The 26,344-nt window shown below is 65.1% G+C and carries 21 protein-coding genes; 7 read left to right on the plus strand and 14 right to left on the minus strand.

From position 1 onward, the window contains the following. Positions 1-24: 24 nt before the first annotated feature. From AWB66_RS17965 to AWB66_RS17990, 6 genes are all read right to left on the minus strand, one after another. The gene (locus AWB66_RS17965) at positions 25-1,146 is read right to left on the minus strand and encodes an ABC transporter ATP-binding protein (protein ID WP_087631533.1); all 1,122 of its coding nucleotides are present in this window, start codon (positions 1,144-1,146) and stop codon (positions 25-27) included. A 57-nt stretch (positions 1,147-1,203) separates the two neighbouring features. Continuing rightward, on the minus strand, positions 1,204-1,872 hold the full coding sequence (locus AWB66_RS17970) for an HAD family hydrolase (protein ID WP_087631642.1): 669 nt from the start codon (positions 1,870-1,872) through the stop codon (positions 1,204-1,206). Positions 1,873-1,930: 58 nt separating this feature from the next. Then, positions 1,931-2,779, minus strand: a complete 849-nt coding sequence (locus AWB66_RS17975) for a carbohydrate ABC transporter permease (protein WP_087631534.1) — start codon at positions 2,777-2,779, stop codon at positions 1,931-1,933. Further along, a complete protein-coding gene (locus AWB66_RS17980) occupies positions 2,776-3,690 on the minus strand; it encodes a carbohydrate ABC transporter permease (RefSeq protein ID WP_407642293.1) in 915 nt (304 codons plus the stop codon). The genes AWB66_RS17975 and AWB66_RS17980 overlap by 4 nt, the downstream gene beginning before the upstream one ends. A gap of 116 nt (positions 3,691-3,806) precedes the next feature. After that, a complete protein-coding gene (locus AWB66_RS17985; protein ID WP_087631536.1) occupies positions 3,807-5,168 on the minus strand; it encodes an ABC transporter substrate-binding protein in 1,362 nt (453 codons plus the stop codon). A 361-nt stretch (positions 5,169-5,529) separates the two neighbouring features. Then, positions 5,530-6,303 (minus strand): L-iditol 2-dehydrogenase, encoded by a 774-nt coding sequence (locus AWB66_RS17990; protein WP_087631537.1) that lies wholly within the window; start codon positions 6,301-6,303, stop codon positions 5,530-5,532. A gap of 291 nt (positions 6,304-6,594) precedes the next feature. Between AWB66_RS17990 and AWB66_RS17995 the strand changes: the two genes are divergently transcribed. The 4 genes from AWB66_RS17995 to AWB66_RS18010 are packed head-to-tail and all read left to right on the plus strand — an operon-like array spanning position 6,595 to position 9,660. Next, entirely contained in the window at positions 6,595-7,053 is a 459-nt protein-coding gene (locus AWB66_RS17995; protein WP_087631538.1) for a Fur family transcriptional regulator, read from the plus strand. A gap of 39 nt (positions 7,054-7,092) precedes the next feature. Then, positions 7,093-7,974 (plus strand): metal ABC transporter solute-binding protein, encoded by an 882-nt coding sequence (locus AWB66_RS18000; protein WP_087631539.1) that lies wholly within the window; start codon positions 7,093-7,095, stop codon positions 7,972-7,974. After that, a complete protein-coding gene (locus AWB66_RS18005; protein ID WP_087631540.1) occupies positions 7,971-8,885 on the plus strand; it encodes a metal ABC transporter ATP-binding protein in 915 nt (304 codons plus the stop codon). The genes AWB66_RS18000 and AWB66_RS18005 overlap by 4 nt, the downstream gene beginning before the upstream one ends. Further along, complete coding sequence (locus AWB66_RS18010) at positions 8,878-9,660, plus strand: metal ABC transporter permease (protein WP_087631541.1); 783 nt, start codon at positions 8,878-8,880, stop codon at positions 9,658-9,660. Before AWB66_RS18005 ends, AWB66_RS18010 begins: the two co-directional genes overlap by 8 nt. A 48-nt stretch (positions 9,661-9,708) precedes the next feature. Here the strand turns inward: AWB66_RS18010 and fghA are convergent, their stop codons facing one another. The 4 genes from fghA to AWB66_RS18030 all read right to left on the minus strand — a co-directional run bounded on the left by fghA (position 9,709) and on the right by AWB66_RS18030 (position 14,454). Next, the gene (gene fghA, locus AWB66_RS18015; RefSeq protein WP_087631542.1) at positions 9,709-10,557 is read right to left on the minus strand and encodes an S-formylglutathione hydrolase; all 849 of its coding nucleotides are present in this window, start codon (positions 10,555-10,557) and stop codon (positions 9,709-9,711) included. Between the two features lie 16 nt (positions 10,558-10,573). Continuing rightward, the gene (locus tag AWB66_RS18020) at positions 10,574-11,680 is read right to left on the minus strand and encodes an S-(hydroxymethyl)glutathione dehydrogenase/class III alcohol dehydrogenase (protein WP_087631543.1); all 1,107 of its coding nucleotides are present in this window, start codon (positions 11,678-11,680) and stop codon (positions 10,574-10,576) included. A 35-nt stretch (positions 11,681-11,715) separates the two neighbouring features. Beyond that, positions 11,716-12,948 carry an AGE family epimerase/isomerase gene (locus AWB66_RS18025; protein ID WP_087631544.1) on the minus strand — a complete coding sequence of 411 codons (1,233 nt, stop codon included), beginning with the start codon at positions 12,946-12,948 and terminating at the stop codon, positions 11,716-11,718. An 81-nt stretch (positions 12,949-13,029) separates the two neighbouring features. After that, the gene (locus AWB66_RS18030) at positions 13,030-14,454 is read right to left on the minus strand and encodes a xylulokinase (protein ID WP_087631545.1); all 1,425 of its coding nucleotides are present in this window, start codon (positions 14,452-14,454) and stop codon (positions 13,030-13,032) included. A gap of 335 nt (positions 14,455-14,789) precedes the next feature. Here AWB66_RS18030 and AWB66_RS18035 point away from each other — a divergent pair, with 335 nt between their 5' ends. Beyond that, a complete protein-coding gene (locus AWB66_RS18035; protein WP_125469745.1) occupies positions 14,790-16,163 on the plus strand; it encodes a nucleobase:cation symporter-2 family protein in 1,374 nt (457 codons plus the stop codon). 169 nt (positions 16,164-16,332) lie between these two features. Beyond that, positions 16,333-18,447 (plus strand): PhoX family protein, encoded by a 2,115-nt coding sequence (locus AWB66_RS18040; RefSeq protein WP_087631547.1) that lies wholly within the window; start codon positions 16,333-16,335, stop codon positions 18,445-18,447. 82 nt (positions 18,448-18,529) lie between these two features. On the opposite strand, the gene AWB66_RS18045 is transcribed toward AWB66_RS18040, so the two are convergent. The 3 genes from AWB66_RS18045 to AWB66_RS18055 are packed head-to-tail and all read right to left on the minus strand — an operon-like array spanning position 18,530 to position 24,638. Further along, positions 18,530-20,161 (minus strand): efflux transporter outer membrane subunit, encoded by a 1,632-nt coding sequence (locus AWB66_RS18045; RefSeq protein WP_087631548.1) that lies wholly within the window; start codon positions 20,159-20,161, stop codon positions 18,530-18,532. Between the two features lies 1 nt (position 20,162). Beyond that, entirely contained in the window at positions 20,163-23,351 is a 3,189-nt protein-coding gene (locus AWB66_RS18050; protein WP_087631549.1) for an efflux RND transporter permease subunit, read from the minus strand. A gap of 15 nt (positions 23,352-23,366) precedes the next feature. Then, positions 23,367-24,638 (minus strand): efflux RND transporter periplasmic adaptor subunit, encoded by a 1,272-nt coding sequence (locus AWB66_RS18055; protein ID WP_087631550.1) that lies wholly within the window; start codon positions 24,636-24,638, stop codon positions 23,367-23,369. Between the two features lie 436 nt (positions 24,639-25,074). On the opposite strand from AWB66_RS18055, the gene AWB66_RS18060 reads away from it, so the two are divergent. Next, positions 25,075-25,722, plus strand: coding sequence for a TetR family transcriptional regulator (locus AWB66_RS18060; RefSeq protein WP_087631551.1), 648 nt, complete (start codon positions 25,075-25,077; stop codon positions 25,720-25,722). On the opposite strand, the gene AWB66_RS18065 is transcribed toward AWB66_RS18060, so the two are convergent. Further along, positions 25,702-26,328 carry an isochorismatase family protein gene (locus AWB66_RS18065; protein ID WP_087631552.1) on the minus strand — a complete coding sequence of 209 codons (627 nt, stop codon included), beginning with the start codon at positions 26,326-26,328 and terminating at the stop codon, positions 25,702-25,704. The two genes, AWB66_RS18060 and AWB66_RS18065, sit on opposite strands and share 21 nt — an antisense overlap. Between the last annotated feature and the right edge of the window lie 16 nt (positions 26,329-26,344).

Here is a 26,344-nt window from a genome sequence, read left to right on the forward strand (position 1 = left end):
CCGCAACGCGGTCCAGGCGCCTCCTCAAGCCGCCGACAACACCTCGATGATCTTCCGCTTGAACGCCTGCCCCTCCGCGTTGAACAGGTGGCAATGCTCGGGCGTCGCGCCGAGCTTGAGCGTCTCGCCGCGCGCGTGCCGTTCGAGCGGCGGAATCCGCGCGATCAGCCCGTCCGGCGCGACCGGCGTTTCCGCATAGAGATAGGCCGCATCGCCGAGCGACTCGACCGCCATCGTCGTGCTCGACACGCCATGCTCGACGGTCGCCGCCGTGCCCGCGTGCAGATGCTCTCCCCGGATGCCGACCGTCACCGCATCGCCTACCTTCACCGGCCCCGGCTCGACCGCGACCAGTTGCGTCTCGCCGGTCGCGTACTTCACGAGCACGCCGTCGGACATCACCTGCGTGACCGTGCCGTTCAGGAAGTTCATCTTCGGCGAACCGATAAACCCCGCGACGAACTTGTTCGCCGGCGCGTGATAAAGCTGGTTCGGCGTGCCCACCTGCTCGACGTTCCCCGCCGACAGCACGACGATCTTGTCCGCGAGCGTCATCGCTTCGACCTGGTCGTGCGTCACGTAGATCATCGTCGTCTTGAGCTCGTCGTGCAGGCGCGCGAATTCGAGGCGCATCTTCACGCGCAGCGCGGCGTCGAGGTTCGAGAGCGGTTCGTCGAAGAGAAACACTTTCGGCTTGCGCGTGATCGCCCGGCCGATCGCGACGCGCTGCCGCTGTCCGCCCGACAGCTGCTTCGGCTTGCGATCGAGCAGGTGATCGATGTGCAGGATCTTCGCGGCATTCTTCACCGCCGCGTCGATCGCCGGCTTCTTTTCGCCCGCGAGCTTGAGGCCGAACGCCATGTTGTCGTAGAGCGTCATATGCGGATAAAGCGCGTACGACTGGAACACCATCGCGATGCCGCGCTTCGCGGGCGGCAGTTCGTTCACGCGCGTGCCGTCGATCATCAGATCGCCGGCGCTGATGTCTTCGAGTCCCGCGATCATGCGCATCAGCGTCGACTTGCCGCAGCCGCTCGGGCCGACGAACACGACGAACTCGCCGTCGCTGATGTCGAGGTTGACGTTCTTCATCACCTCGGTTTCTTCGTAGCGCTTGTTGATGCCGCGTAAGGTCAGGCTTGCCATGATGTGTCTCCCATGCATCCGATGCCGATAAGGCTGGTGAGGCCGTGACTGCGGCCCCTAACGAATTTCGAAAGTCGCGTTCTGCAACCACTCGCCAGCGAGCGCGGGCAGCCGCTTCATGTCGTCGAAGACGACGCTCGCGCCCGCGCGCCGCAGCGCATCGATTTGTCCTTCGGTCGCGTGCCCGCCGCCGATGAAGCCGAGCACCGCCATGCCCGCCGCCCGCGCCGCAGTGACGCCCGTCACGCTGTCCTCGACCACGAGGCAGTGCGCGGTCGACACCCGGAGCGTGCGCGCCGCGGCGAGGTAGACGTCGGGCGCGGGCTTGGGGTTCTCCACCATGTCCGCGCAAAAACGCCGCTCGCCGAAGAAGCGCACGAGGCCCGTGCGCTTGAGCACGGTCTCGACATAGGGCGTAAAGCTGTTGCTCGCACAGGCCTTCCGAAGCGGAATCGCCGCCAGCGCCTCGGCGATGCCCTCGACCGCCGGCGCCTCGACGGCGGCCGCTTCGACCGCGCGCCGGATCGCGTCGATCTGCTCGTGCGTCAGCGTGCGGTTGAGCGTGTCGGCGGTGCTCGCGAGCACGCCCTCGATGCGCAGGCCGAGCAGCGGCATCACGACCGGCTCGACATCGACGCCCGGCCACAGCGCATGCAGCTCCGAAACGAGCACCCGCGCCGCGACCGCCTCGCTGTCGATCAGCACGCCGTCGCAGTCGCAGATCATCAGGCGATCCGCGTGTTCGGCCGGGTTGGAAGTGAGGTTCAGGTTCACGAGCCCGGCCTCACTTCACGGCGCCGAAGGTCAGACCGCGCACCAGTTGCTTCTGCGACAGCCAGCCGACGATCAAAATCGGTGCGACCGCGAGCAGCGATGCCGCCGAGAGCTTCGCCCAGAACAACCCTTCGGGGCTCGAATACGACGCGATGAAGACGGTCAACGGCGCCGCGTTCGAGCTCGACAGGTTGATGCTCCAGAACGCCTCGTTCCACGAAAGGATCACGAGCAGCAGTCCCGTCGATGCGAGTCCCGGCAGCGACATCGGCATCAGCAGGTAGATGATCTCCTGCCAGGTCGTCGCGCCGTCGATGCGCCCTGCTTCGAGAATGTCGCGCGGCACTTCGTTGAAGTACGTGAACGCCATCCACACGGCAATCGGCAGGTTGATCAGCGTGTAGACGATGATGAGGCCGGTCACGGTATCCAGCAGCCCCGTGTTCTTCCACAGCAGGTAGATCGGCACCAGCACGCCGACCGACGGCATCATCTTCGTCGACAGCATCCACAGCAGCACCTTTTGCGTCTTCTTCGTCGGGAAGAACGCCATCGCGTAGGCGCACGGCACCGCGAGCAAGAGGCAGATCACCGTGACGCCGAGCGAGATCAGCACCGAGTTCAGCGCGAAGCCGAAGTAGTTGCTGCGCGCGAGCACCTCGCGAAAGCTCTCGAGCGTCGGCGTGAAGAAGAGCGACGACGCATACGCCTGCTGCTCGGTCTTGAACGCCGTGATGGTCATCCAGAAGATCGGGAAGAACAGCAGGATCGCAAAGAACCACGCGAAGATGCCGGGAATGGCGCGCTTGACCGTGTCCAGGACCGGTACGGACGGGGTGGCGGTAACGGGATGGCTCATGACTCGTACTCCCCTTTCAGGTTCTTCGCGAGCATGCGCACGAGGAAGAACGCGACGATGTTCGCCAGCACGACCGCGAGAATGCCGCCCGCGGACGCGAGACCGACGTCGAACTGTTGCAGGCCGAGCGAATAGATCAGGTACGACAGGTTGGTCGTCGCGGTGCCGGGACCGCCGCCCGTCGTCGTGTAGATTTCAGCGAAGATCGACAGCAGGAAAATGGTTTCCATCATCACCACGACCGCGATCGCGCGCTTGAGGTGCGGCAGCGTGATGAAGAAGAACATCGCGAACGGCCCGGCGCCGTCGATGCGCGCGGCTTCCTTCTGTTCCTGGTCGAGCGACTGAATGGCCGTGAAGAGGATCAGGAACGCGAACGGCAGCCACTGCCACGCCACGATGATGATCACCGCGAAGAGCGGATACTGCGCGAACCAGTCGATCGGCTGCATGCCGAGCGCGAGCATGCCCTGCGCGATGAGCCCGTACACCGGATGCAGGATCATGTTCTTCCAGATCAGCGCGCTGACGGTCGGCATCACGAAGAACGGCGCGATCACGAGCAGCCGCGCGATGCCCTGGCCGATGAACTTGCGGTCGAACAACACCGCGAGCAGCACGCCGCCGATCACGGTGATCGCGAGCACCGAGCCGATCAGCGTCAGCGTGTGGCCGATCGACGGACCGAACGCGGGGTCGGTGGCGAGGAAGTGATAGTTGTCGAGGCCGGCGAAGCCTTTGACATCGGGATTAAGCAGGTTGTAGCGCGAGAACGAATACCAGATCGTCATCGCGAGCGGGATCGCCATCCACAGGAACAGCAGTCCGGTCGACGGCGAGATGAGCCAGCGGACCGACTTCGCGCGGCGCTTGTCGCGCTCGGCCGCCGATTCGGCGTAGTGCTCCGTCATGGGGGGATTCAGTTGACTCATGATCGTGTCACCTCTCGATGATGCGCGGGCCGCACCGCGCTCTCAGTCGAGTGCGGCCCGCTTCACTGCGTTGGGTTCAGCAATAACGTCCGTGCTTATTTCTGATACCCCGCCTGTTTCACCGCGCGGTCGGCGGTGGCGTTGCCGGCCTTCAGCGCCGCGTCGACGGTGGTCTGCCCGGCGACGACACCCGAGATCGACTGCCCGACGACCGTACCGAACGACTGGAACTCCGGAATGCCGACGAACTGGATGCCGCTATACGGCACCTTCTTCAGCGACGCATCGTTCGGATCGGCCGATTCGATCGCCTTCAGCACGAAGTCGCCGAAGGGCGCCGCCTGCTTGTACTCGGGACGCGCGTAAGTCGACTTGCGCGTGCCCGGCGGCACCGACGCCCAGCCTTCGTCCTTGCCGACCATCTCGATGTATTCCTTCGAGGTCGCCCACGCGATGAACTTCTTCGCGGCGTCCTGCGACTTCGACGTCTTCGGGATCGCGAGCGACCACGACCACAGCCAGTGCGAGCCTTTCGGCGTCACCGCGACCGGCGCCGCCGCGAAGCCGATCTTGTCGGCCACCTGCGACTGCGACTTGTTGTAGAGCATGCCGGCCGCGACCGTCGCGTCGATCCACATCGCGCACTTGCCCGAGGACATCAGCGTGAGGTTCTCGTTGAAGCCGTTCGAGCTGGCTCCCGGAGGGCCGTCGGTCTTTAGCAGATCCGCGTAGAAGCCGACCGCCTTCTGCCATTCGGGCGTATCGAGCTGCGCCTTCCAGTTCTCGTCGAACCAGCGGCCGCCGTAGGTGTTCACCACCGTCGACACGAACGCCATGTTCTCGCCCCAGCCCGCCTTGCCGCGCAGGCAAATGCCGTACTGGCCCTTCGACTTGTCGGTGAGCTTGTCGGCGAACTGCTTGATCTGGTCGTAGGTCGGCTGGTCGGGCATCTTCAGGCCGGCCGCCTGGAACAGGTCCTTGCGGTAGTAGGTCATCGAGCTTTCGACATAGAACGGCAGCGCGTACAGCTGGCCGTTGTACGAGAGACCGTCGCGGGCGGTCTTCACGACATCGTCGAGATCGTAGGACGCGGGCAGGCCGGTGATCGGCGAGAGCCAGCCGCGCTTGCCCCAGAGCGGCGCTTCATAGGTGCCGATCGTCACCACGTCGAACTGGCCGCTGTTGGTTGTGATGTCGGTCGTGGCGCGCTGGCGCAGCACGTTCTCCTCGAGGATCACCCACTTGAGCTGGATGTCGGGATTCGCCTTCTCGAACGCCGGGGCGAGCTTCTTCAACTCGATCATGTCCGGATTGTTCAGCGTGGCGACCGTGACGGTGGTGGCGGCCTTCGCCGTCATGGAACCGAGCGCGGCCGCGGCGAAGGCGGCAAGGGCCAGCGCGCGGGCAGCCGTCGTGCGGCCCTGCAATGCTCGAACGTTGAATTGGGCGCGTTTCATGTTGTTTCGTCTCCTTTTTCGTGAGCACGGGCACTCGTGCTGCGTGGCTTGCCTGATAGCAGGCTCGATGCGGTTGGTTATGGATAGTGCGGGTCGCCCGATGCGTATTCACGCGCCTTAAACAGCACGAGACGCATCGCGTTGCGACTCCCTCTATGTGTTGCCGACAAAGCTGCCCTGATGATGCAAGTTACCGATGCATGTAGCGGCATGCGCCGCCGTTCGATTGCGTTCCGGCCGTCGTTCGGTCCTGCGCCGTTCCAATATAGACGGCGCGAGTAGACGGCGCGAGAAGGCAATCAAGTGAAGCCAAGCCGGATGACACGGCGGGCGGCGCCTGCATGCGCCCCGGCGCGCGCGATCAGCTCATCCAGTTGCCGCCGTCCACGTTCAGGGTCTGCGCGGTGATGTAGTCCGAATCCGCCGATGCGAGAAAGAGCGCGGCGCCCGTCAGATCCGCGGGCAATCCCATGCGGCCGAGCGGCACTTCCTCGCCGACGAGCCGCTTCTTCTCGCCGAGCGGCCGGTTCTCGTACTTCGCGAAGAGCGCGTCGACCTGCTGCCACATCGGCGTATCGACGACGCCCGGCGCAATGCCGTTCACGTTGATGCGCGCCTTCGCGAGCGCGAGCGCCGCCGACTGCGTATAGCTGATGACCGCTGCCTTGGTCGCGCAATAGTGCGATACGAGCGCCTCGCCGCGCCGGCCCGCCTGCGACGACATGTTGATGATCTTGCCGCCGCGTCCCTGCTCGACTAAGCGCCGCGCGACCGTCTGCATCAGGAAGAACATGCCCTTCACGTTGACCGCGAAGAGGCGGTCGTAGACGTCCCAGGATTCGTCGAGGATCGGGCGCATATCGAAGAGCGCCGCATTGTTGAAGAGAATATCGACGCCGCCGAAACGCTCGACCGTCGACTCGACGATGCGCTGAATGTCTTCGCGCTTCGTGACGTCGGCGCGCAAGGCAAGCACGCGATCGGCGGTGGCGGTGAACCGCTGTGCCAGCTCGCCTGCGTCCTTCACGTCGACGACGACGACTTTCGCGCCTTCGTCGAGATACCGCCTGGCAACCGCCTCACCGATGCCGCTCGCCGCGCCGGTGATGATCGCGACCTTGTCTTGCAGTTTCAAGGCTGTCTCCGAATTCGTTTTTCCGGCCGTCGCACCGAGCGAACGCTCTGCATGCGAACAATTGCTCTCTCTTTGATCGAATGATCGGCGACGCGCCGGGCGCTGTCAAGGCGCGTCGCGATCTTTCGATGCTGCGGCGCGCCATCTCGTTATCTTCGGGAAAACCCCTGCTGGCGCGGCTGACAGCGCGACGACAGGCATTTCGGGGAGCCGCGCGCCGTGCAAGTTCGGCATGCAGAAGCGCGTGATACGTTATATCATCTCGGAACTTTTTAACGCCGCCAAACGCTCATGTCCGCGTCCCACGAACAGATGCTCTCGCGAGCCGAACGGCTCGCCGCCGAACGCGGCCTCGCGCTCACGCCGCTCAGGCGCCAGGTCTACGAACTCGTCCTGCGCGCGCAGAAACCGATCGGCGCCTACGACTTGATCGACGCGATGGAACCGCATCGCGGCGGCCGCGTGCCGCCCACGACGATCTATCGCGCGCTCGACTTTCTGGTGGAGAACGGCTTCGTGCACCGGATCGCGTCGAAGAACGCGTTCTTCGCGTGCTGCGATGTCGGCCAGCCGCACGAAAGCCAGTTCCTGATCTGCGACGAATGCGGCGCGACGCTCGAAATTCCCGGCGACGAACTCGCGTCCACGCTTTCCGCGAGCGCGCCCGCGCACGGCTTCGAAGTGCGCCATCAGGTCGTCGAACTGAGCGGTGTGTGCAGCGACTGCCAGCACAAGCATCGCGACGCCTGAACACGATCCAATCCGACCAACCCGACATCCGACAACAACATGAAAAGACTTGCCATTTTTCTGGCGGGAGCCGCGCTTGCGCTCGGTTTGTGCGGCAGCGTGGCGGCCCAGAGCGCGCGCATCCCGGTGGTCGCCGCGGAGAATTTCTACGCCGACGTGGTGAAGCAACTGGGCGGCGAGCGCGTCCAGGTGACGAGCATCCTCAACAATCCCGACGAAGACCCGCATCTCTTCGAAGCCAGCCCGAAGACCGCACGCGCGCTGCAACACGCGGCGCTCGTCGTCTACAACGGCGCCGACTACGATCCTTGGATGGAGAAGCTTCTCGCCGTATCGAAGGGTGAGAAGCGCACGACGATCGTCGTGGCGAATCTCGTCGGCAGGAAGTCCGGCGACAACCCGCATCTCTGGTATGACCCGGCGACGATGCCCGCTGTCGCGAAGGCGGTGAGCGGCTATCTCGTGCAGGCCGACCCGGCGCACAAGAGCGACTACGACGCGCGGCTCGCGACATTCCTCGCCTCGCTGAAGACGATCGACGACCGCGTCGCGTCGCTGCATGCGCACTACAAGGGCGTGCCCGTGACCGCGACCGAGCCGGTCTTCGGCTACATGGCGGACGCGATCGGCTTCGAGATGCGCAACCTGCGCTTCCAGCTCGCCGCGATGAACGAAACGGAGCCGAGCGCGAGCGACATCGCCGCCTTCGAGAAGGACCTGCGCGAGCGGCGCGTACACGTGCTGATCTACAACAGCCAGGCCACGGAAGGGCTGACGAAGCGCATGCTCAAGCTTTCGAAGGACTGGCATGTGCCGAGCGTGAGCGTCACCGAGACGCTGCCCGCCGGCAAGACGTTCCAGCAATGGATGCTGGCGCAGCTCGACGCGCTCTCCGGCGCGCTACAGGGATGGCAGCAATGAACGACGCTTTGAGCGACACCCGCGCGAACGCAATCCAAGTGGATCACGTGACGCTCGAACTGGGCGACCGCGCGATTCTCGACGACGCGACCTTTACCGTGCGCCGCGGCGAATTCATCGGCGTGCTCGGACCGAACGGCGCCGGCAAGACGACGCTGATGCGCGCGCTGCTCGGCCTGTTGCCGTTGTCGAGCGGATCGATCCGCGTGGATGGTCAAGCGGTCGTGCGCGGCAATCCGTCGATCGGCTACATGCCGCAGATTCGCAGCGGCCTCGCGGGACGGCGCGTGCGCGGACGGGATTTCGTCGCGATGGCCGCCGACGGGCATCACTGGGGCCTGCCGCATGCGAGCCCCGCCGTGCGCGCGGATGTCGAACGCGTGCTCGATCTCGTCGACGCTCACGCGCTCGCCGCGCGGCCGCTATCGGAGCTTTCGGGCGGCGAGCGGCAGCGCCTTCTGCTCGCGCAATGCCTGCTCGGCAAGCCGAAGGTGCTGCTGCTCGACGAGCCGCTCATCAGCCTCGATCCGCGGCATCAGACGGGTGTCGTCGACCTCGTGCGGCGCGTGCAGCGCGAACTCGGCATCACCGTGCTGTTCTCCGCGCATGAACTCAATCCGCTGCTCAACTCGCTCGATCGCGTGCTGTATCTCGGCAAGGGGCGCGCGGCGCTCGGCACCGTCGACGAGGTCATCACGAAGGCGGTGCTCTCGCGGCTGTACGGTTCGCCGATCGACGTCATGCGCGTGAACGGCCGCATCTTCGTGATGTCGGGCGATGTCGAAATCGACAAGCTCGACCACGCGCACGAAGAAGGCGACGAAGGCCACGAGCACGAGCACGAGCACGACCATGAGCATGATCACGCGCACGGACACAAGGCCAAGGGAAAGCACACGCACAATGTTTGAATACGAATTCATGGTGAACGCCTTCGCGGCGTCGGGGATCGTCGCGGTGCTGGCGGGCATCGTCGGATATTTTCTGGTCTTGCGCGGGCAGACCTTCGCGGGTCATGCGCTATCGCATGTCGGCTTCACGGGCGCGACGGGCGCGGTACTGGTCGGCGTGTCGCCGCTCTGGGGCATGGTCGGATTCACGCTCGCGGCGGGCGTCGGCATGGGCGCGCTCGGCGAGCGGCTGTCGGGGCGCGATGTCGCCATCGGCGTGATTCTGTCGCTGTCGCTCGGGTTGGGGCTGCTGTTCCTGCACTTCTTCACGGCTTACGCCACGCAGGCGACCGCGCTTCTTTTCGGCAATGTGCTCGGGGTGAGCCGCGAGACGCTTGGGATTCTGGCCGCGCTCGCGGCGGTCAGTCTCGTCGCGCTGGCGGCGATCATGCGGCCGTTGCTGTTTGCCTCGTTGCAGCCCGAACTCGCGGAGGCGAAAGGAGTGTCGTTGCGGCTCGTGTCGGTGCTGTTTCTTGCGGTGACCGCGCTCGCGGTTGCTGCGTGTACGCAGATCGTCGGGGTGCTGCTCGTGTTCGCGCTGATGGTAGGTCCCGCAGCGGCGGCGCAGAACGTGACGACGCGGCTCTCGACCGGACTTCTGCTCGCCGCCGTGTTCGCGCTCGGGCAAGCGTGGGCCGGGCTCGTGCTCGCCTATTACACGGACTGGCCCACCAGTTTCTGGATCACGATGCTCGCGGCGCTGGTTTATGGCGGGAGTCTGTTGGGGCGGCGGTGAGCGGACGGTCGCAATGGGGTGTTGAACCCCACGCAGGCGCTCCCCGCCCTAACGGCTCAACACCCGCGCATGATGCGCAACATGCTCCCCGACGAAGGTGGAAATGAAGTAATAACCGTGGTCGTATCCCTCATGCTTGCGCAGCACGACCTTCTGCCCCGCGCCCGCAGCGGCAGCCTCGAACACATCGGGGTGTAACTGCTCGGCGAGAAACTGATCCGCGAGCCCCTGATCGATCAGGATGCCCTCGGCGAACCGCCCCGCCGCCGTCGCCGCGACCAGCTCGCTCGCGTCATACGCTTTCCACGCCTCGCGATCCTCGCCGAGATAGCCGGAAAACGCCTTCACCCCCCACGGACACCGCGAAGGCGCCGCGATCGGCGCAAACGCCGACACCGACCGGTAAAGATCGGGATTGCGCAAGGCCAGAACGAGTGCCCCATGTCCGCCCATCGAGTGCCCGAAGATCCCGAGCCGGTCGCCGCGCACCGGCAACTCCGCCAGCACGGCCTCGCGCAGATCCTGCGTCACATACGAATACATCCGATAGTGCTTCGACCAGGGCTCCTCGGTCGCATCGACATAAAACCCCGCGCCGACGCCGAAGTCCCACGCCGCACCCTCGTTCGGAATGCCCGCGCCGCGCGGGCTCGTATCCGGCGAAATCAGCGCGATGCCGTGCTCGGCGGCATAGCGCTGCGCGCCGGCCTTGATCGCAAACGTCTCTTCGGTGCAAGTCAGCCCGGCGAGATAGAACAGCGCAGGCACCTTCCCCGACGACGCCTGCTGCGGCAAAAACACGGAAAAGCGCATCGGCAGGCCGATCGACTTCGAGTCGTGCCGATAGGTCCGCTGCACGCCGCCCCACGAGCGATGTTCTTCCACGAGTTCAAGCATCGTCGTCGCCTCCGGTTTAGTAGACCACGACCGAGCGAATCGATTCGCCCTTCTTCATCAGATCGAAGCCCTCGTTGATGCGCTCGAGCGGCAGATGATGCGTGATGAGATCGTCGATGTTGATCTTGCCTTCCATATACCAGTCGACGATCTTCGGCACGTCGGTGCGTCCCCGCGCGCCGCCGAATGCCGAGCCCTTCCACTCGCGGCCGGTCACGAGCTGGAACGGACGCGTCGAGATTTCCTCGCCCGCCGCCGCCACGCCGATGATGAACGACTGTCCCCAGCCCTTGTGCGTGCATTCGAGCGCCTGACGCATCACCTTCGTGTTGCCGATGCACTCGAACGAATAGTCGGCGCCGCCATCGGTCAACTGCACGATGTGATCGACGACGTTCTCGATCTCTTTCGGGTTGATGAAGTGCGTCATGCCGAACTTCTTCGCGAGTTCCACGCGGCCCGGATTGATGTCGACGCCGATGATCTTGTCGGCGCCCACCATCTTCGCGCCTTGAATCACGTTCAGGCCGATGCCGCCAAGCCCGAACACGACGACATTAGCGCCCGCTTCGACTTTCGCTGAATAGACAACAGCGCCGACGCCCGTCGTCACGCCGCAACCGATGTAGCAGATCTTGTCGAAGGGCGCGTCTTCGCGCACTTTCGCCACCGCGATCTCCGGCACGACGATGTAGTTCGAAAACGTCGAGGTGCCCATGTAGTGAAACAACGGCTTGCCGTTAAGCGAGAAGCGCGAGGTCGCGTCGGGCATGAGGCCGCGGCCTTGCGTCGAGCGGATCGCCTGACACAGGTTGGTCTTGCGCGACAGGCAGAACTTGCACTGGCGGCATTCCGGCGTGTAGAGCGGAATGACGTGATCGCCCTTTTTCAGCGTGCCGACGCCCGGCCCCACATCGACGATCACGCCCGCGCCTTCGTGTCCGAGGATCGCCGGGAAGATGCCTTCCGGATCGGCGCCCGAGAGCGTGTAGTAGTCGGTGTGACAGATGCCCGTCGCCTTCACTTCGATCAGCACTTCGCCGGCGCGCGGCCCTTCGAGATCGACTTCCTCGATCGTCAGCGGCTTGCCCGCTTCCCATGCAATGGCGGCTTTGGTTTTCATGGTGTCGCTCCTTTCATGACAATGCAATTCGGCTTTTAGCGCGTGACGTTCAGAACCTCGTAACACGCGCCCATCGTGTGATAGTCGACCTTGCCGGCCGGGCTTTTCTCGTCGCTGTACTGGCGGTTGTCGCGGGTCAGAATGCGATACCACGCGCCATACTTGTGATCGACGAAATGCGTCCAGCTATAGGCCCACAGTCGTTCGTATTCGTTCCAGTATTGCCGGGCCGCGGCTTCGTCGCCCTGCTCCGACATGCGTCCAGCGAGCAGCGCGGCCGCCGCCAGCGATTCGGCCTGCACCCAGAAATACTTGTCTTCGTCGTAGAAGCGGCCTTCGGGGTCGAAGCCGTAGACCATGCCGCCGTGCTCGCCGTCCCACGACAAATCGAGCGCGCGGTCGAACAGCTCACGCGCGCGCGTCAGATGCCACGCGTCCGGCCGATGCCGGTCGAGGATCAGCAAGAGCTTCGCCCACTCCGTCTGATGCCCCGGCTGAAAACCCCACGGACGAAAGATGTTGCTGCGATCGCCCTTGTTGTACGCCCAGTCGATCGACCAGTCGGGCTTGTAGTGCTCCCACACGAGGCCGCCCGCGAGCGCCGCCTGCCGGTTCACCATGTTGTCGGCGAGAAGCGCGGCGCGGTCCAGATAGCGCGCTTCGCCGCTCGCTTCATAGGCCGCGAGGAACGCCTCGCAGGCGTGCATGTTCGCGTTCTGCCCGCGATAGTCGGACACTTGCCAGTCGGCGGTCGCTTCGTCCTTGTACAGGCCGTGTGGTGCGTCCCAGAAGCACGACTCCATCAGGTTCCACGTTTCATCGAGGTAGGCGCGCGCTTCTTCGAAACCGGCTTCGAGCGCCTTCGCATACGCCAGCACGACGAACGCGAGGCCGTAGCAATGGTTCGTGGCATCGGTGACGTCGCGGCCGTTCAGCGTCCACGCATAACCGCCCGTCTCGGGATTGCGATGGAACCGCCGCAGATAGTCGATGCCATGCGCGACACCGCCGCGATACTCGTCGAGGCCGAAGTGCCGGTACGCCATCGCGTAGTTGAAGACGAAGCGCGTGCTCGACACGAGATGCCGCGTCTTGCGATCGTAGATCGTGCCGTCGTTCTTGTAGAAGTGATAGAAGCCACCCGCCGGGTCCATGCAGTGCGGGTGATAGAAGGTCATCGTGCGCAACGCGTGGTCCAGCAGGAACTCGCGCGAGCGGAAATCGGGTAGTGCAGGCTGCGTGGATGTCGGAGTTTCGATGGCGGGCATGGAAAGTTCGAAGTGATGTCTCGACGTCGCGCGCCAAAAGCGTCGCGGGGTTCAAGTGTAAGCGTTCAGGCAAGTCTCATGTCAGAACCAGTCCTTGACGCGCCCGTACAGATCGACGAAACGCGCATGGCGTTCGTCGAGCGCGGCGTCGTCGCGAGGCGTGGCGACGAGTGTCGCGGATGGCGCGAGCGTCGCGAGATCGCCCGCGTGCCAGTGGCCGACCGCAAGGCCGCCGAGGAGCGCCGCGCCGCGCGTCGCGGCGTTCGGGCAATCGACGGCGTGCAGCTCGACCTTCAGCGCATCGGCGAGCAATTGCCGCCAGCGCGGATCGATCGAGCCGCCGCCCGCGAGGCGCATCGTTGTCATCGTTGCGCCGCTCGAACGGATCGCATCGAGACCGGCGCGCAACGAAAACGCGACGCCTTCGAACGCCGCGCGCATCAGCGTGCCGCGCGTGTCGGATAGACCGAGGCCAAGCCAGCCGCCGCGCGCCGACGGATTCAACCACGGCGAGCGCTCGCCGCTCAGATACGGCAGGAAGCTCACGCGCGCCGATGCCTGCGCCGCGAACGCGTCCTCGTAGGCGCGCGGCCACGCATCGAACGCGAGCCAGCCGCGCACGGCTTCGAGCGCCACGCCGACGTTCTGCATCGCGGCCATCCGGTACCACTCGTCGGTGGCCGCGCGATACGCGTGCAAACCGGCGACCGACGCGGGCGCATCGTGCGACATCACGACGATCTGGCCGCCCGTGCCCGTGGTGAGCAGCGCGTCGCCGTCGCGGCACAGGCCGCTGCCGAGCGCGGCGCAAGGCGTATCGCCTGCGCCGACCGCCATCACGACGCCCGCCTTCAATCCGAGCGCGTCCGCCGCCTCGGCCGACAGCGTGCCCGCCGCCGCATAAGAAGGCGCCAACTGCGCGAACCATCTGCGCGGCAGGCCCAGGTTCGCGATTAGCGCGTCGTCCCAGAGACCGGACGGCTCGGCGAGCGCGGTCGCGCAGGCGTCGGACGGATCGGTCGCGATCTCGCCCCCGAGTTCGCCCCCTAAGCGCGTGCGCAGCCAGTCCTTCGGCTGGAGCGCCCAGCGGGCTTCGTCGAGCAGCGCGGGTTCGTTGAGCGCGATCCAGCGCAAGAGCGGCCCGGCCATGCCGGGCGCGACCGGATTGACCTGCGGCACAGGCCACGCATCGAGAAGATCGCGAGCGCGCGTGTCGGGCCAGAGCATCGCGGGACGCAGCGCGCGCCCTCGGCCGTCCGTCAGCACGACGCCGTGCATCTGCCCGGAGAAGCCGATCGCGCGGACGGCCTCGCGCTCGGCCGCCGGCAGCCGCGACGCGGCGGCGAGAAGCGCATGCCACCAGTCGTCGACCGGCGTCTCGGCCCAGCCAGGGTGCTCGGTCCTGACCGCATACGCGGCATTCGAGAACGCGATTTCGCGTCCATCCTCGTCAACGATGGCGAGTTTCAGCGAAGCCGTACCGAGATCGATGCCGAGAAAACGCATGGGAATTCGGAGCCTCAAAAGTTAAGGGAAATCCCGTAGAAAGACGGGTTAACCCGCTTTGACCGCACGAGTGGTCGAAAACGGCCTATATCGGCGGACGGATAAACATCATAACGACGCGCACAAGATCGTGGCCTTTCGCCGCGCGACAAATACCGGGCGATGTGCGTCAAGCCCCTTGCAGCAAGGGCTTCGGCCCGATCGCACCGATCGTCCGACGCGTCTTGCATATCGTCCGGCGAACGCGACGTATAGCGCCACGCAGTCTTGTTGTGCCTTTTTGTGGCGCTTACCTTTGATGCCACTCAATCAGAACAGCAATCAGGAGACAGCATATGGCTTCGAACACCGTGCATCCGTGCGACGAGCGGCTACCCACCGGACAATTGCTCACGCTGGGCATTCAGCACGTCCTCGTGATGTACGCGGGCGCGGTCGCGGTTCCGCTGATCCTCGGCGCCGCGATGAATCTGCCGAAAGACCAGATCGCGTTCCTCATCAGCGCCGACCTGTTCTCGTGCGGCATCGCCACGCTGATCCAGACGCTCGGCCTCTGGATCTTCGGCATTCGCCTGCCGGTCATCATGGGCTGCACGTTCGCGGCGGTCGGTCCGATGGTCGCGATCGGCACGAATCCGAGCCTCGGCATCCTCGACGTGTTCGGCTCGACGATCGCGGCGGGTGTCGTCGGCATCCTGCTCGCGCCGATGATCGGCAAGCTCCTGCGCTTCTTCCCGCCGGTCGTGGTCGGCACCGTGATCGCGGTGATCGGGCTCTCGCTGATGGGCGTCGGGATCAACTGGGCGGCGGGCGGCATCGGTAATCCCGAGTACGGCAATCCGGTGTACTTGCTGCTGTCGCTCGTCGTGCTGATGCTGATCCTGCTCATCAACAAGTTCATGCGCGGCTTCATCGCGAACATTTCGGTGCTGCTCGGGATGGTTGCGGGCTTCGCGATCGCGGCGGCGCTCGGCCTCGTCAACATGGACGGCGTCGCGCACGCACCGTGGGTCGGCGTCGTGCTGCCGTTCCACTTCGGCCTGCCGCACTTCGACCCGCTCTCGATCGCGACGATGATCATCGTGATGTTCGTCACCTTCATCGAATCGACTGGCATGTTCCTCGCGGTCGGCGATCTGGTGGAACGTCCGGTCGACCAGAAGGCGCTGGTGCGCGGACTGCGCGTCGACGGACTCGGCACGCTGATCGGCGGCATCTTCAACTCGTTCCCGCATACGTCGTTCTCGCAGAACGTCGGACTGATCGGCGTGACGGGCGTGAAGAGCCGCTTCGTCTGCGCGACGGGCGGCGTGATCCTCGTCGTGCTCGGCCTCTTTCCGAAGATGGCGCAGGTGGTCGCCTCGGTGCCGCCGTTCGTGCTCGGCGGCGCGGGCATCGTGATGTTCGGGATGGTCGCGGCGAACGGCATCAAGGTGCTGTCGAAGGTGGACTTCGTGAAGAATCACCACAACCTGTTCATCGTCGCGGTGAGCATCGGCCTCGGGATGGTGCCGGTCGTCGCGCCGAAGTTCTTCTCGCAACTGCCGCATGCGCTCGAACCGATTCTGCACAGCGGGATTCTGCTGGCGTCGGTGTCGGCGGTGGTGCTGAACGTCATCTTCAACGGCGTGAGAAAGGAACGCGATGCGCGCCGCGAGATTCGCCACGCGGGTCACGATTTCGACGGAACGGCGACGGAAGCAAAGTAACGCTGCAACGATAAACGCCTGGGCACTCGGACGCCGCGACGAAAGTCGCGGCGTTTTTGCGCTTGAGACGATTCGGGATAAACCCGACAAACGAGAAAGTTCTTTGTAATATTACTTCCATACAGACAGCCTACATTCGTGGACTCTTCTTCCCCTCGGAAAATCCACAATGAGCCAGAACCGCTACGCCCACACGCCCGAGACCTACACCGAACCCGACGACGACAACCCCAGCGCGAACTTTCATTTCACCGACATTCTGAACGCCCGCCTGACCCGCCGGCAGACGGTGTTCGGCGGCTTGTCCGCGACGACGGCCGCTCTCTTCGGCTCGTTTTCGCTGTCCGCGTGCGGCAGTTCCGACGACACTCCCGCCACGCCGACGCCCCCCGCCGTCACGAAGGCCACGCTGAACTTCAGCGCGGTCGGCCACAGCCTCGACGACATCGTGAAGGTGCCGGCGGGCTATAGCGTCGGCGTGCTGTATGCGCTCGGCGACCCACAGCAGTTCGGCGATGCGAGCTGGTCGGGCAACGGCTCGGAGAGCGCGGAATCGTACGATCGCCGCGCGGGCGATCATCACGACGGCATGCACTTCTTCGGTCTCGCCGACAACGGCACCTACGCCGCCTCGCGCTCCGATCGCGGCGTGCTCTGCGTGAACCACGAGAACATCACGCAGACTTACCTGCACGCCGCCGGCCCGACGACCGTCGCGGGCGCGCGCCCCGCCGCCGAAGTCGACAAGGAAGTGAACTGCCACGGCGTCAGCGTGCTGGAACTGAAGCGCTCGACCGGCAACGCGCTGGCTTACGTGCGCGGCTCGCGCCTGAACCGGCGTCTCACGGCGGCGAGCCGTTTCGCGATCGAAGGACCGGCCGCGGGCTCGGCGCGCATGAAGACGCTCTACGCCGCCGACGGCCTCGCCACGCGCGGCACCGTCAACAACTGCGCGAACGGCTACACGCCGTGGGGCACGTATCTCACCTGCGAGGAAAACTGGGCTGGCTACTTCAAGCGCGCCGCCACCGACACCACGCGCGCCGACGCAAAGAGCCTCAATCGTTATGGCGTGAAAGCCGGACAGTCTGGCAACTACGGCTGGAGCACGCCGGAGGGCGACCTGTACCGCCGCTGGGACACCTCGTCGACGCCCGGCGCCGGCGGTTCTTCCGATGGTTCAGCCAACTACGCCAACGTCGCGAACACGTTCGGCTGGGTGGTCGAAATCGATCCGTTCGATCCGGCTTCGACGCCCGTCAAGCGCACCGCGCTCGGCCGTTTCGGACACGAGGGCTGCCAGCCGTCGAACCCGGTCGAAGGCCAGCCGCTCGTGTTCTACATGGGCGACGACAGCCGCAACGAGTACATCTACAAGTTCGTGTCGAAGGCGCCGTGGTCCGCCGCCGACAAGGGCCTCGCCGCCGGCGCGAAGTATCTGAACGAAGGCACGCTCTACGTCGCGAAATTCAACGCGGACGGCACCGGCAACTGGGTTGCGCTGTCGACTTCGAATGCCGCGCTCGCGTCGTTTGCGAGCGACGCCGACATTCTGATCGACACGCGGCTCGCGGCGGACATCGTCGGCGCGACGAAGATGGATCGGCCGGAGTGGACGGCCGTGCATCCCGCGAACGGCGAGGTCTACGTGACGCTGACCAACGGCAACGCCGCCGTGCGCCCGCAAAGCGCGACCGATGCGGCGAACCCGCGCCCGGGCAACGTGAACGGGCATATCCTGCGCTGGCGGGAAGCGAACGCCCGCGCCGACGCGACCCAGTTCCAGTGGGACGTGTACCTGTTCGGATCGCCGTCGGCGCAGGCGCCGGGCTACAACCTCTCCGCGCTCACCGACAACAATGACTTTTCGAGCCCCGACGGCCTCTGGTTCGACTCGCGCGGCATGCTGTGGATCGAAACCGACGACGGCGCCTACACATCGACGACGAACTGCATGCTGCTCGCGGCGACGCCGGGCCAGGTCGGCGACGGCGGCGCGATCACCGCGGGCGGCGGCACGGCGACGTTCAAGGGCGCGAATCCGGGCGAGCACAACCTGCGGCGCTTTCTGGTCGGGCCGAAGGAATGCGAACTGACCGGCATCGCGATGACACCCGACAACAAGACGCTGATGGTGAACATTCAGCATCCGGGCGAAGACGGGACGGTGTCGAAGCTCACGAGCCACTGGCCGGACAGCCAGGGGAACGCCGCGAGCACGGCGCGTCCGCGTTCGGCGACGATCTTCATCACGAAGGACGATGGCGGAGCGATCGGGGTCTGAGCGACGCCTCGTCTCGCTGAAAAGCAAAAAAAACCGCAGCCTCTTTCGAGACTGCGGTTTTTTGTCCTGCGCGTCCGGCGAATCAGCCCGGCGCGACGGTCTTCCGAGCCGATTCGGCTTGCGGCGCGCGCGGCAGCAACCGTTCGACGGGCGTCATCTGCGAAACCGTCGCTGACGACGCAGCCGGCGCTCCCGAAGCCGGAACGGCCGGCGCCGTTGAACCGTAGTCGACCGGCGCGTCGGCCGGACGCGGCTGATCACCCGCGTGCTCGATCCACCCGCCACCGAGGAACTGATACAGGTCGACGAGATTCGTCAGCCGTTGCAGGCGCGCGTTGATCAGCAACTGCTGCGCGTTGTACAGATCGGTCTGCGCCGTCAACACCGCAAGATAGCTGTCGACCCCGTTCCGATACCGCAAATCCGACAATTCCAGCCGCCGGCTCTGCGAATTCGTGAAGCGTTCGAGCGCCTTGATCTGGTCGTCGAAGGTGCCGCGCGCAGCGAGCCCGTCCGCCACTTCGCGAAACGCGTTCTGGATCGCCTTCTCGTAGTTCGCGATCTCGATGCGCTTTTGCACCTGCGCCAGATCGAGATTGGCGAGGTTCGTGCCGCCTTCGAAGATTGGCACCGAAATCTGCGGCGCGAACGACCACGCCGCCGAGCCCGGCTTGAACAGCCCGCCGAGCGTCGGCGACAGCGTGCCGAAGCTGCCCGTCAGCGAGACGCGCGGGAAGAACGCCGCGCGCGCCGCGCCGATGTTCGCGTTCGCCGCGAGCAGCGACTGCTCGGCCGCCGCGATGTCCGGCCGGCGCACGAGCAGATCGGACGGCAAGCCGGCCGGAATGTCGGAGAGCAGATTCTGGCTGTCGAGCGGCAAACCCGTCGGCAGATCGGCCGGCAGCGGTTCGCCGACGAGCAGCACCAGCGCGTTCTCCGCCTGCGCCCGCAGACGCATCTCCGTCTGCAGATTCGCGCGCGCCTGTTCGACGATGCCTTCCGCCTGACGCTCGTCGAGTTCCGACCCCACGCCGTTGTCGTATTGCAGCTTCGTGATGCGGTACGAATCCTCGGCCGTCTTGAGCGTATTGCGCGTGACGGTCAAGAGATCGTCGACGGCGAGCATTTGCAGATACTGGTCCGCCACCGACGACACCAACGCGATCTCCGCCGCCTTGCGCGATTCCGCCGTCGACAGATACTGCGCGAGCGCCTGGTCCTTCAGGCTGCGGATGCGCCCGAAGAAGTCGATTTCCCACGACGCATTGAGCCCGACCGAATACGTATTCGAGATCGTCTGGTTGAAGAACGACAGATCGCGCGGCGTGCGCTGCTTGTTCTGGCTCGCGACCGCGTCGATCGTCGGCAGCAGCGCCGCGCGCGTGATCTGGTACTGCGCGCGCGCCGCCTCGACGTTGAGCACCGAAACGCGCAGGTCGCGGTTGTTCTTCAGCGCGAGTTCGACGATGCGCTGCAAGCGCGAATCGTTGAAGAAATCGCGCCAGCCGATGTCGGGCGCCGCGAGGTTGTTCGCCGTGCGGCCGTTGCTTGCAGTCGACGACGAAGTCGGCTGGTTGCTGTAGATGCCGCCTTCCGGGAAGGTCGACGTGGTGGGCTCGGCCGGCCGCTCGTACTTCGGCTCGAACGTGCAGCCGGCCACGAGCACGGTGAGCGCCGCGGCGACGGCTGTCGCCATCAAAGAGTGTCTAAGCATTTCAATGTCCTTCCTTGGGCGCACCGCCATTGCCGTCGCCGCCGTGCGGGCCTTCGATCGCGGCCGACGTGCCCGGTGTCGGCGTATCCTTGCTCTTGCTGAACTTGCTGATCACGACGAAGAACATTGGGATCATGAAGATGGCAAGGAAGGTCGCCGTGAGCATGCCGCCGATCACGCCGGTGCCGATCGCGTGCTGGCTCGCCGAGCCCGCGCCGTTACTGATCGCGAGCGGCAGCACGCCGAGAATGAACGCGAGCGACGTCATCAGGATCGGGCGCAGCCGCAGCCGCGCCGCTTCCACCGCGGCTTCGATCGTCGACATGCCCTGCATGCGCAGTTCGCGGGCGAATTCGACGATCAGAATCGCGTTCTTCGCCGACAAACCGACCGTGGTCAACAGGCCGACCTGGAAGAACACGTCGTTTTCCAGACCGCGCAGCGTGGCCGCAAGCAACGCGCCGAGCACGCCGAGCGGCACCACCATGATGACCGAGAAAGGAATCGACCAGCTTTCATACAGCGCCGCGAGACACAGGAACACGACGAGGATCGAGATGCCGTACAGAATCGGCGCCTGCGAACCCGACTGGCGTTCCTGATACGACAGCCCCGTCCACTCGTAGCCGATACCCGCCGGCAGCTTCGCCGCAATCGCCTCGATCGCCGTCATCGCCTGGCCGGTCGACTTGCCCGCCGCCGCCGCGCCCTGGATTTCGACCGCCGAAATGCCGTTGTAGCGTTCGAGCTTCGGCGAGCCGAAGATCCACTGGCCGGTCGCGAACGCGGAGAACGGCACCATCCCGCCCGACGCATTGCGCACGTACCACGCGTTCAGGTCCTCCGGATTCATGCGGAAGCGCGGTTCGCCCTGCACGTAGACCTTCTTGATCCGGTTGTCGACGTCGAGGAAGTTGTTCACGTACTGCGACGCCCACGCGATCGAGAACGTCTGGTCGATGTCGGCAGTCGTCACGCCGAGCACGTTCGCCTTCTCGCGGTCGATATCGACCTTGAACTGCGGCGTGTCGTTCAGGCCGTTCGGACGCACCTGCGCGAGCGACGGGTCCTTCGCCGCCATGCCGAGCAGCATGTTGCGCGCTTCCATCAGCTTCGCGTGGCCGACGCCCGCCCGGTCCTGCAACTCGAAGTCGAAGCCCGAGGCCGTGCCGAGTTCCGGAATCGACGGCGGGTTGACCGGGAATATCATCGCGTCCTTGTAGCCCGCGAAGTGCCCGAACATCCGCCCGACGAGCGCCTGCACCTTCTCGTTGCTCGACTGCCGCAGCGCGTAGTCCTTCATCCGCACGAACACGAGACCGGAGTTCTGGCCGCGGCCCGCGAACGAAAAGCCGTTCACCGTGAACACCGATTCCACGATCGCCTTCTCGTCGTTCAGCAGATAGTTCTGCACGTCGACGAGCACCTTGGCCGTGCGTTCCTGCGTCGAGCCCACCGGCGCCTGGACGAGCACGAACATCGTGCCCTGGTCTTCGTCGGGGAGGAACGACTTCGGCAGCCGGATGAACAGCATCCCCACCGCGACGATCACCACCAGATAGATGATGAGCCAGCGGCCCGAGCGCCTGATGACGTGCTCGACGCCGCTGTGGTACTTCGTCTGGCTCTTCGCGAAGGTGCGGTTGAACCAGCCGAAGAAGCCCGTCTTTTCGTCGTGATGGCCCTGCGGGATCGGCTTGAGAATGGTCGCGCAGAGCGCCGGCGTCAAAATGAGCGCGACGAGCACCGAGAGCACCATCGCCGCGACGATCGTGAGCGAGAACTGCCGGTAGATCGCGCCGACCGAGCCGCCCGAGAACGCCACCGGCACGAACACCGCGGAGAGCACGAGCGCCACGCCGATCAGCGCGCCGGTGATCTGCTCCATCGCCTTGCGGGTGGCGTCTCTTGGCGACAAGCCCTCTTCCGCCATCACCCGCTCGACGTTTTCCACGACCACGATCGCGTCGTCCACCAGCAAGCCGATGGCGAGCACGAGACCGAACATCGAGAGCGTGTTGATCGAGAACCCGACGATCGACATGACCGCGAACGTGCCGAGCAGAACCACCGGCACGGCGATCGTCGGGATCAGCGTGGCGCGCAGGTTCTGCAGGAACAGGTACATGACCAGGAACACGAGCACGATACCTTCGATCAGCGTCTTGACCACTTCCTCGATCGAGAGCTTGACGAACGGCGTCGTGTCGTACGGATACTTCACGACAAGCCCGTGCGGGAAGTACTTCGACAGATCGTCGATCTTCTGGCGCACCAGTTTCGCCGTCTGCAGCGCGTTCGCGCCCGTGGCGAGCTGGATCCCGAAGCCGGCCGTCGGCGCGCCGTTGTACTTCGTGTCGAAGTTGTAGTTTTCGCCGCCGAGCTCGATGCGCGCCACGTCCTTCAGGCGCACTTGCGAGCCGTCCTGGTTCACCTTCAGCAGGATGTTGCCGAACTGCTCGGGCGTCTGCAGCAGCGTGGCTTCCGTGATGGTCGCCTGCAGCATCTGGCCCGGCACCGACGGCGTGCCGCCGAGACCGCCGCCCGCCACCTGCACGTTTTGCGCCGTGATCGCGGTCTTCACATCGACGGGCGTGAGGCTGTAGTTGGTCAGCTTGGTCGCGTCGAGCCACACGCGCATCGCGTACTGCGAGCCGAAGAGCGTGACCGTGCCCACGCCGTCGATCCGGCTGATCGGGTCCTGCACCTTCGACGCCACGTAGTTCGCGAGGTCGTACTTGCTCATCGTGCCGTCTTCGGAGACGAACGCCATCACGAGCAGGAAGCTGCTGCTCGACTTCGTCACCTTCGTGCCGAGCTGCTGCACGGCTTGCGGCAGAAGCGGCGTCGCGAGCTGCAGCTTGTTCTGCACCTGCACCTGCGCGATGTCCGGATTCGTGCCGGCGGCGAACGTCAGCGTGATGGTCGCGGTGCCGGAGTCGTCACTCGTCGACGACAGGTACAGCAAGTGATCGAGGCCGCTCATCTGCTGCTCGATCACCTGCGTCACCGTGTTTTCGACGGTCGAAGCCGATGCGCCCGGATACGTCGCGCTGATCTGGATCGCAGGCGGCGCGATGGTCGGGTACTGCGCGACCGGCAGGTTGAAGATCGACGCGATCCCCGCCAGCATCAGGATGATGGCGATCACCCAGGCGAAGATCGGACGATCGATAAAAAACTTTGCCATGAAACAGGCTCCCTGTTATTGCGCGCCGGATGCGGCCTGAGCGCTCGACGCCCCCGCTGCACCGCTCGCGGCGCCCTGCGCGCCGCTCGCGGCGGGCGCGCCGGATGCATTGGATAGAGCCGCCGCTTGTGCGTCCGAGGCAGGCTGGGCGGGCAGTTGAGCCGCCACCGGCTTGACCGTCATGCCCGGCTTCGCTTTCTCGACGCCATTCACGATCACGCGGTCGCCCGGATTCAGCCCGCTGTCGACCACCCAGTTGCTGCCGTGCGTGCCCGAGGTCACGAGCGTGCGCAGTTCGACCTTGTCGCCCTGGCCGATCACGAGCGCGACCGCCTGACCCTTTTGGTCGTGCGTCACGCCGATCTGCGGCACGACGAGCGCCCGGTCGTTCACGCCTTCCTCGATGCGCGCGCGCACGAACATGCCCGGCAGCAGCACGCGGTCCTTGTTCGGGAAAATCGCGCGCACGGTGACGGAACCCGTGCCCTGATCGACGCTCACGTCAGAGAACTGGAGCTTGCCGGCTTCGGGATAGACGCGGCCGTCTTCGAGCACGAGCGTCACCTTCGCCGCGTGGATGCCCTGCGTCTGCAGACGCCCTTCCTGGATCTGCCTGCGCAGCTTGAGACCTTCGACGCTCGACTGCGTCAGGTCCACGTACACCGGATCGAGCTGCTGCACGGTCGTGAGCAGCGTGGCCGCGCTCGCCTGCACGTATGCGCCGGGCGTCACTTGCGAGAGACCCGTGCGGCCGCTGATCGGCGAGACGACGTCGGTGTAGCCGAGGTTGATCTGCGCGGTATCGACGGCGGCCTTGCCGGCTGCGACGTCGGCGACCGCCTGGCCCTGCGCGGCAAAGGCGTTGTCGTAGTCCTGCTTGCTGACCGCGTTCGCTGCGACGAGCACCTTGTAGCGCCCGACGAGCGCGTTCTGCGTCGCGACGTTCGCCTGCGCCTTCGCCAGCGTCGCCTTGGCGTTGTTCAGCGCCGCGATGTAGGGCGCCGGATCGATCTTGTAGAGGCGCTGGCCGGCCTTCACGTCCGCGCCTTCGGTGAACTCGCGGCGCAGCACGATGCCATCGACCCGCGCGCGCACCTGTGCATTCAGGAACGCGCTCGTGCGGCCCGGCAGTTCGTCCACGACGGGCACGCTGGTCGGCTGGACGGTGACGACGCCCACTTCGGGCGTCTGCGGCGGCGGTGCCGATTGTTTTTGTCCGCAGGCTGCAAAAAACAAGGCAGCCGTCGCGGCACTGATTAAGCGGAATGGAACCCGTTCGACGCGCATGGAGCGACCTCTGTCTAAGACTGAGTTTGAAATAAGTGCGCGGCCGCCTTCTTCGGGCAGGCCGCGCACGAGCGTCTTCACGACGCTGACCTACAGCCGGCTGGCAGATAAAACGGCCGGCGCCGACTCGTCATTCATGCCCGCGCGTGGCGCTCTGATGGCGCCTTCGGCCGGAGGGACGGCCTGAATCGGGCGGTTGGATTGAAAGCTTGTCGGATATTAACCGTTCGACATGACTTGGGTCATCGATCGACGGATGGTATTGTATATACATTCATGAATGAATGTATAAGTGACGAAATTAATTCAAGATGCGGGGCGGGAGCGGATTCCCCTCAAAGGTACCGATTACCTTTGACAAACATTTGACGCCGCTGCAACCGCAGCGGCCAGGCGATCGCAGTGAAGCAGGAGATGACGGCCACGGCCGCAGGATATGGTCAGACGAACCAAGGAAGAAGCGCAGTTGACGCGCAACCGCATTCTCGACGCGGCGGAGCGCGTGTTCTACGACAAGGGCGTGTCGCGCACCACACTCGCCGACATCGCGCAGGAAGCCGGCGTCACGCGCGGCGCGATCTACTGGCATTTCGCGAACAAGGGCGACCTGTTTACCGCCATGTTCGACCGCAGTCTCATGCCGCTCGACGAACTGATCGTCGCGACGCTCGATAGCAAGGAGCCCGATCCGCTCGGCCGGATGCGCGACATCTTCGTCTGGTGCATGCGCAACATCGCGCTCGACGAGCAGCGCCGGCGCGTGTTCGACATTCTTTTTCTGAAATGCGAGTTCGTCGAGGAAATGGGGCCGGTGCGCGAGCGGCATCAGAACAACATGCGCGAGGGGATCGAGCGCATCGAGCGCGGGCTCGTCAACGCGATCGCGCAGGGCCAGCTTCCCGCCGACCTCGACACGCGGCAGGCCACGACGATCCTCCACGCGCTTTTCACCGGCATCCTGCACGACTCGCTCATGTTCCCCGAAGGCGTCGATCTGGAGCGCGACGCCGAACGGCTGATCGACGCCTGCTTCGACTCGCTGCGCTACAGCCCGGCGCTGCGCTCAACCCGCGGCGCGGCCTGAACGCGCCTTCTGGTTCGACGCGTAGATCGAATCGCGCGCGGGCGCCTCGCCCGTGTCGAGCGCGGCGATCCATTCGGCGGTGGTGAGCACCGCCGCGAAACGCGACTGCATCACGACCGTGAAGACGCGGTGGATTTCCTCCGCGCTCGCCCGCCCGGCGCGGTTTTCGTAGGGTACGGCACCCGTCGCGTCGGAGAGAAATTCCACCGACAAACCCGCGTGGACGGCGTGCTTCACCGTCGAATCGTCGCAGTTGTGCGTCATGTAGCCGGCGATCACGAGCGTGTCGATCTCGTGCTCCGCCAGCCAGCCGGCGAGATCGGTGCCGGCGAAGGCGCTCGGCAGCGCCTTGTCGATCCGGTGCGCGTGCGGGCGGCTCGCGACCACCTCGTGCGATTCAGCGCCGTGCGAATCCGCAGCGAAAAGCGGCGAAGTGGCCGGCGCCACCTGCCGCACGACGACCACCGGCACGCGGTGCGCGTGCGCGGCGTCGATCGCCCGGCCGATATTGGCAAGCGAGACGTTCACATCCGGATATTCGATCGGCAGATTGCCGGTGACGTATTCATTCTGGACATCGATCACGATGAGGGCGCGGCGCGGCATGGTTTCCTTTCCTCGA

This window comes from Caballeronia telluris (assembly GCF_001544495.1).
GTDB classification, from domain to species: domain Bacteria; phylum Pseudomonadota; class Gammaproteobacteria; order Burkholderiales; family Burkholderiaceae; genus Caballeronia; species Caballeronia telluris.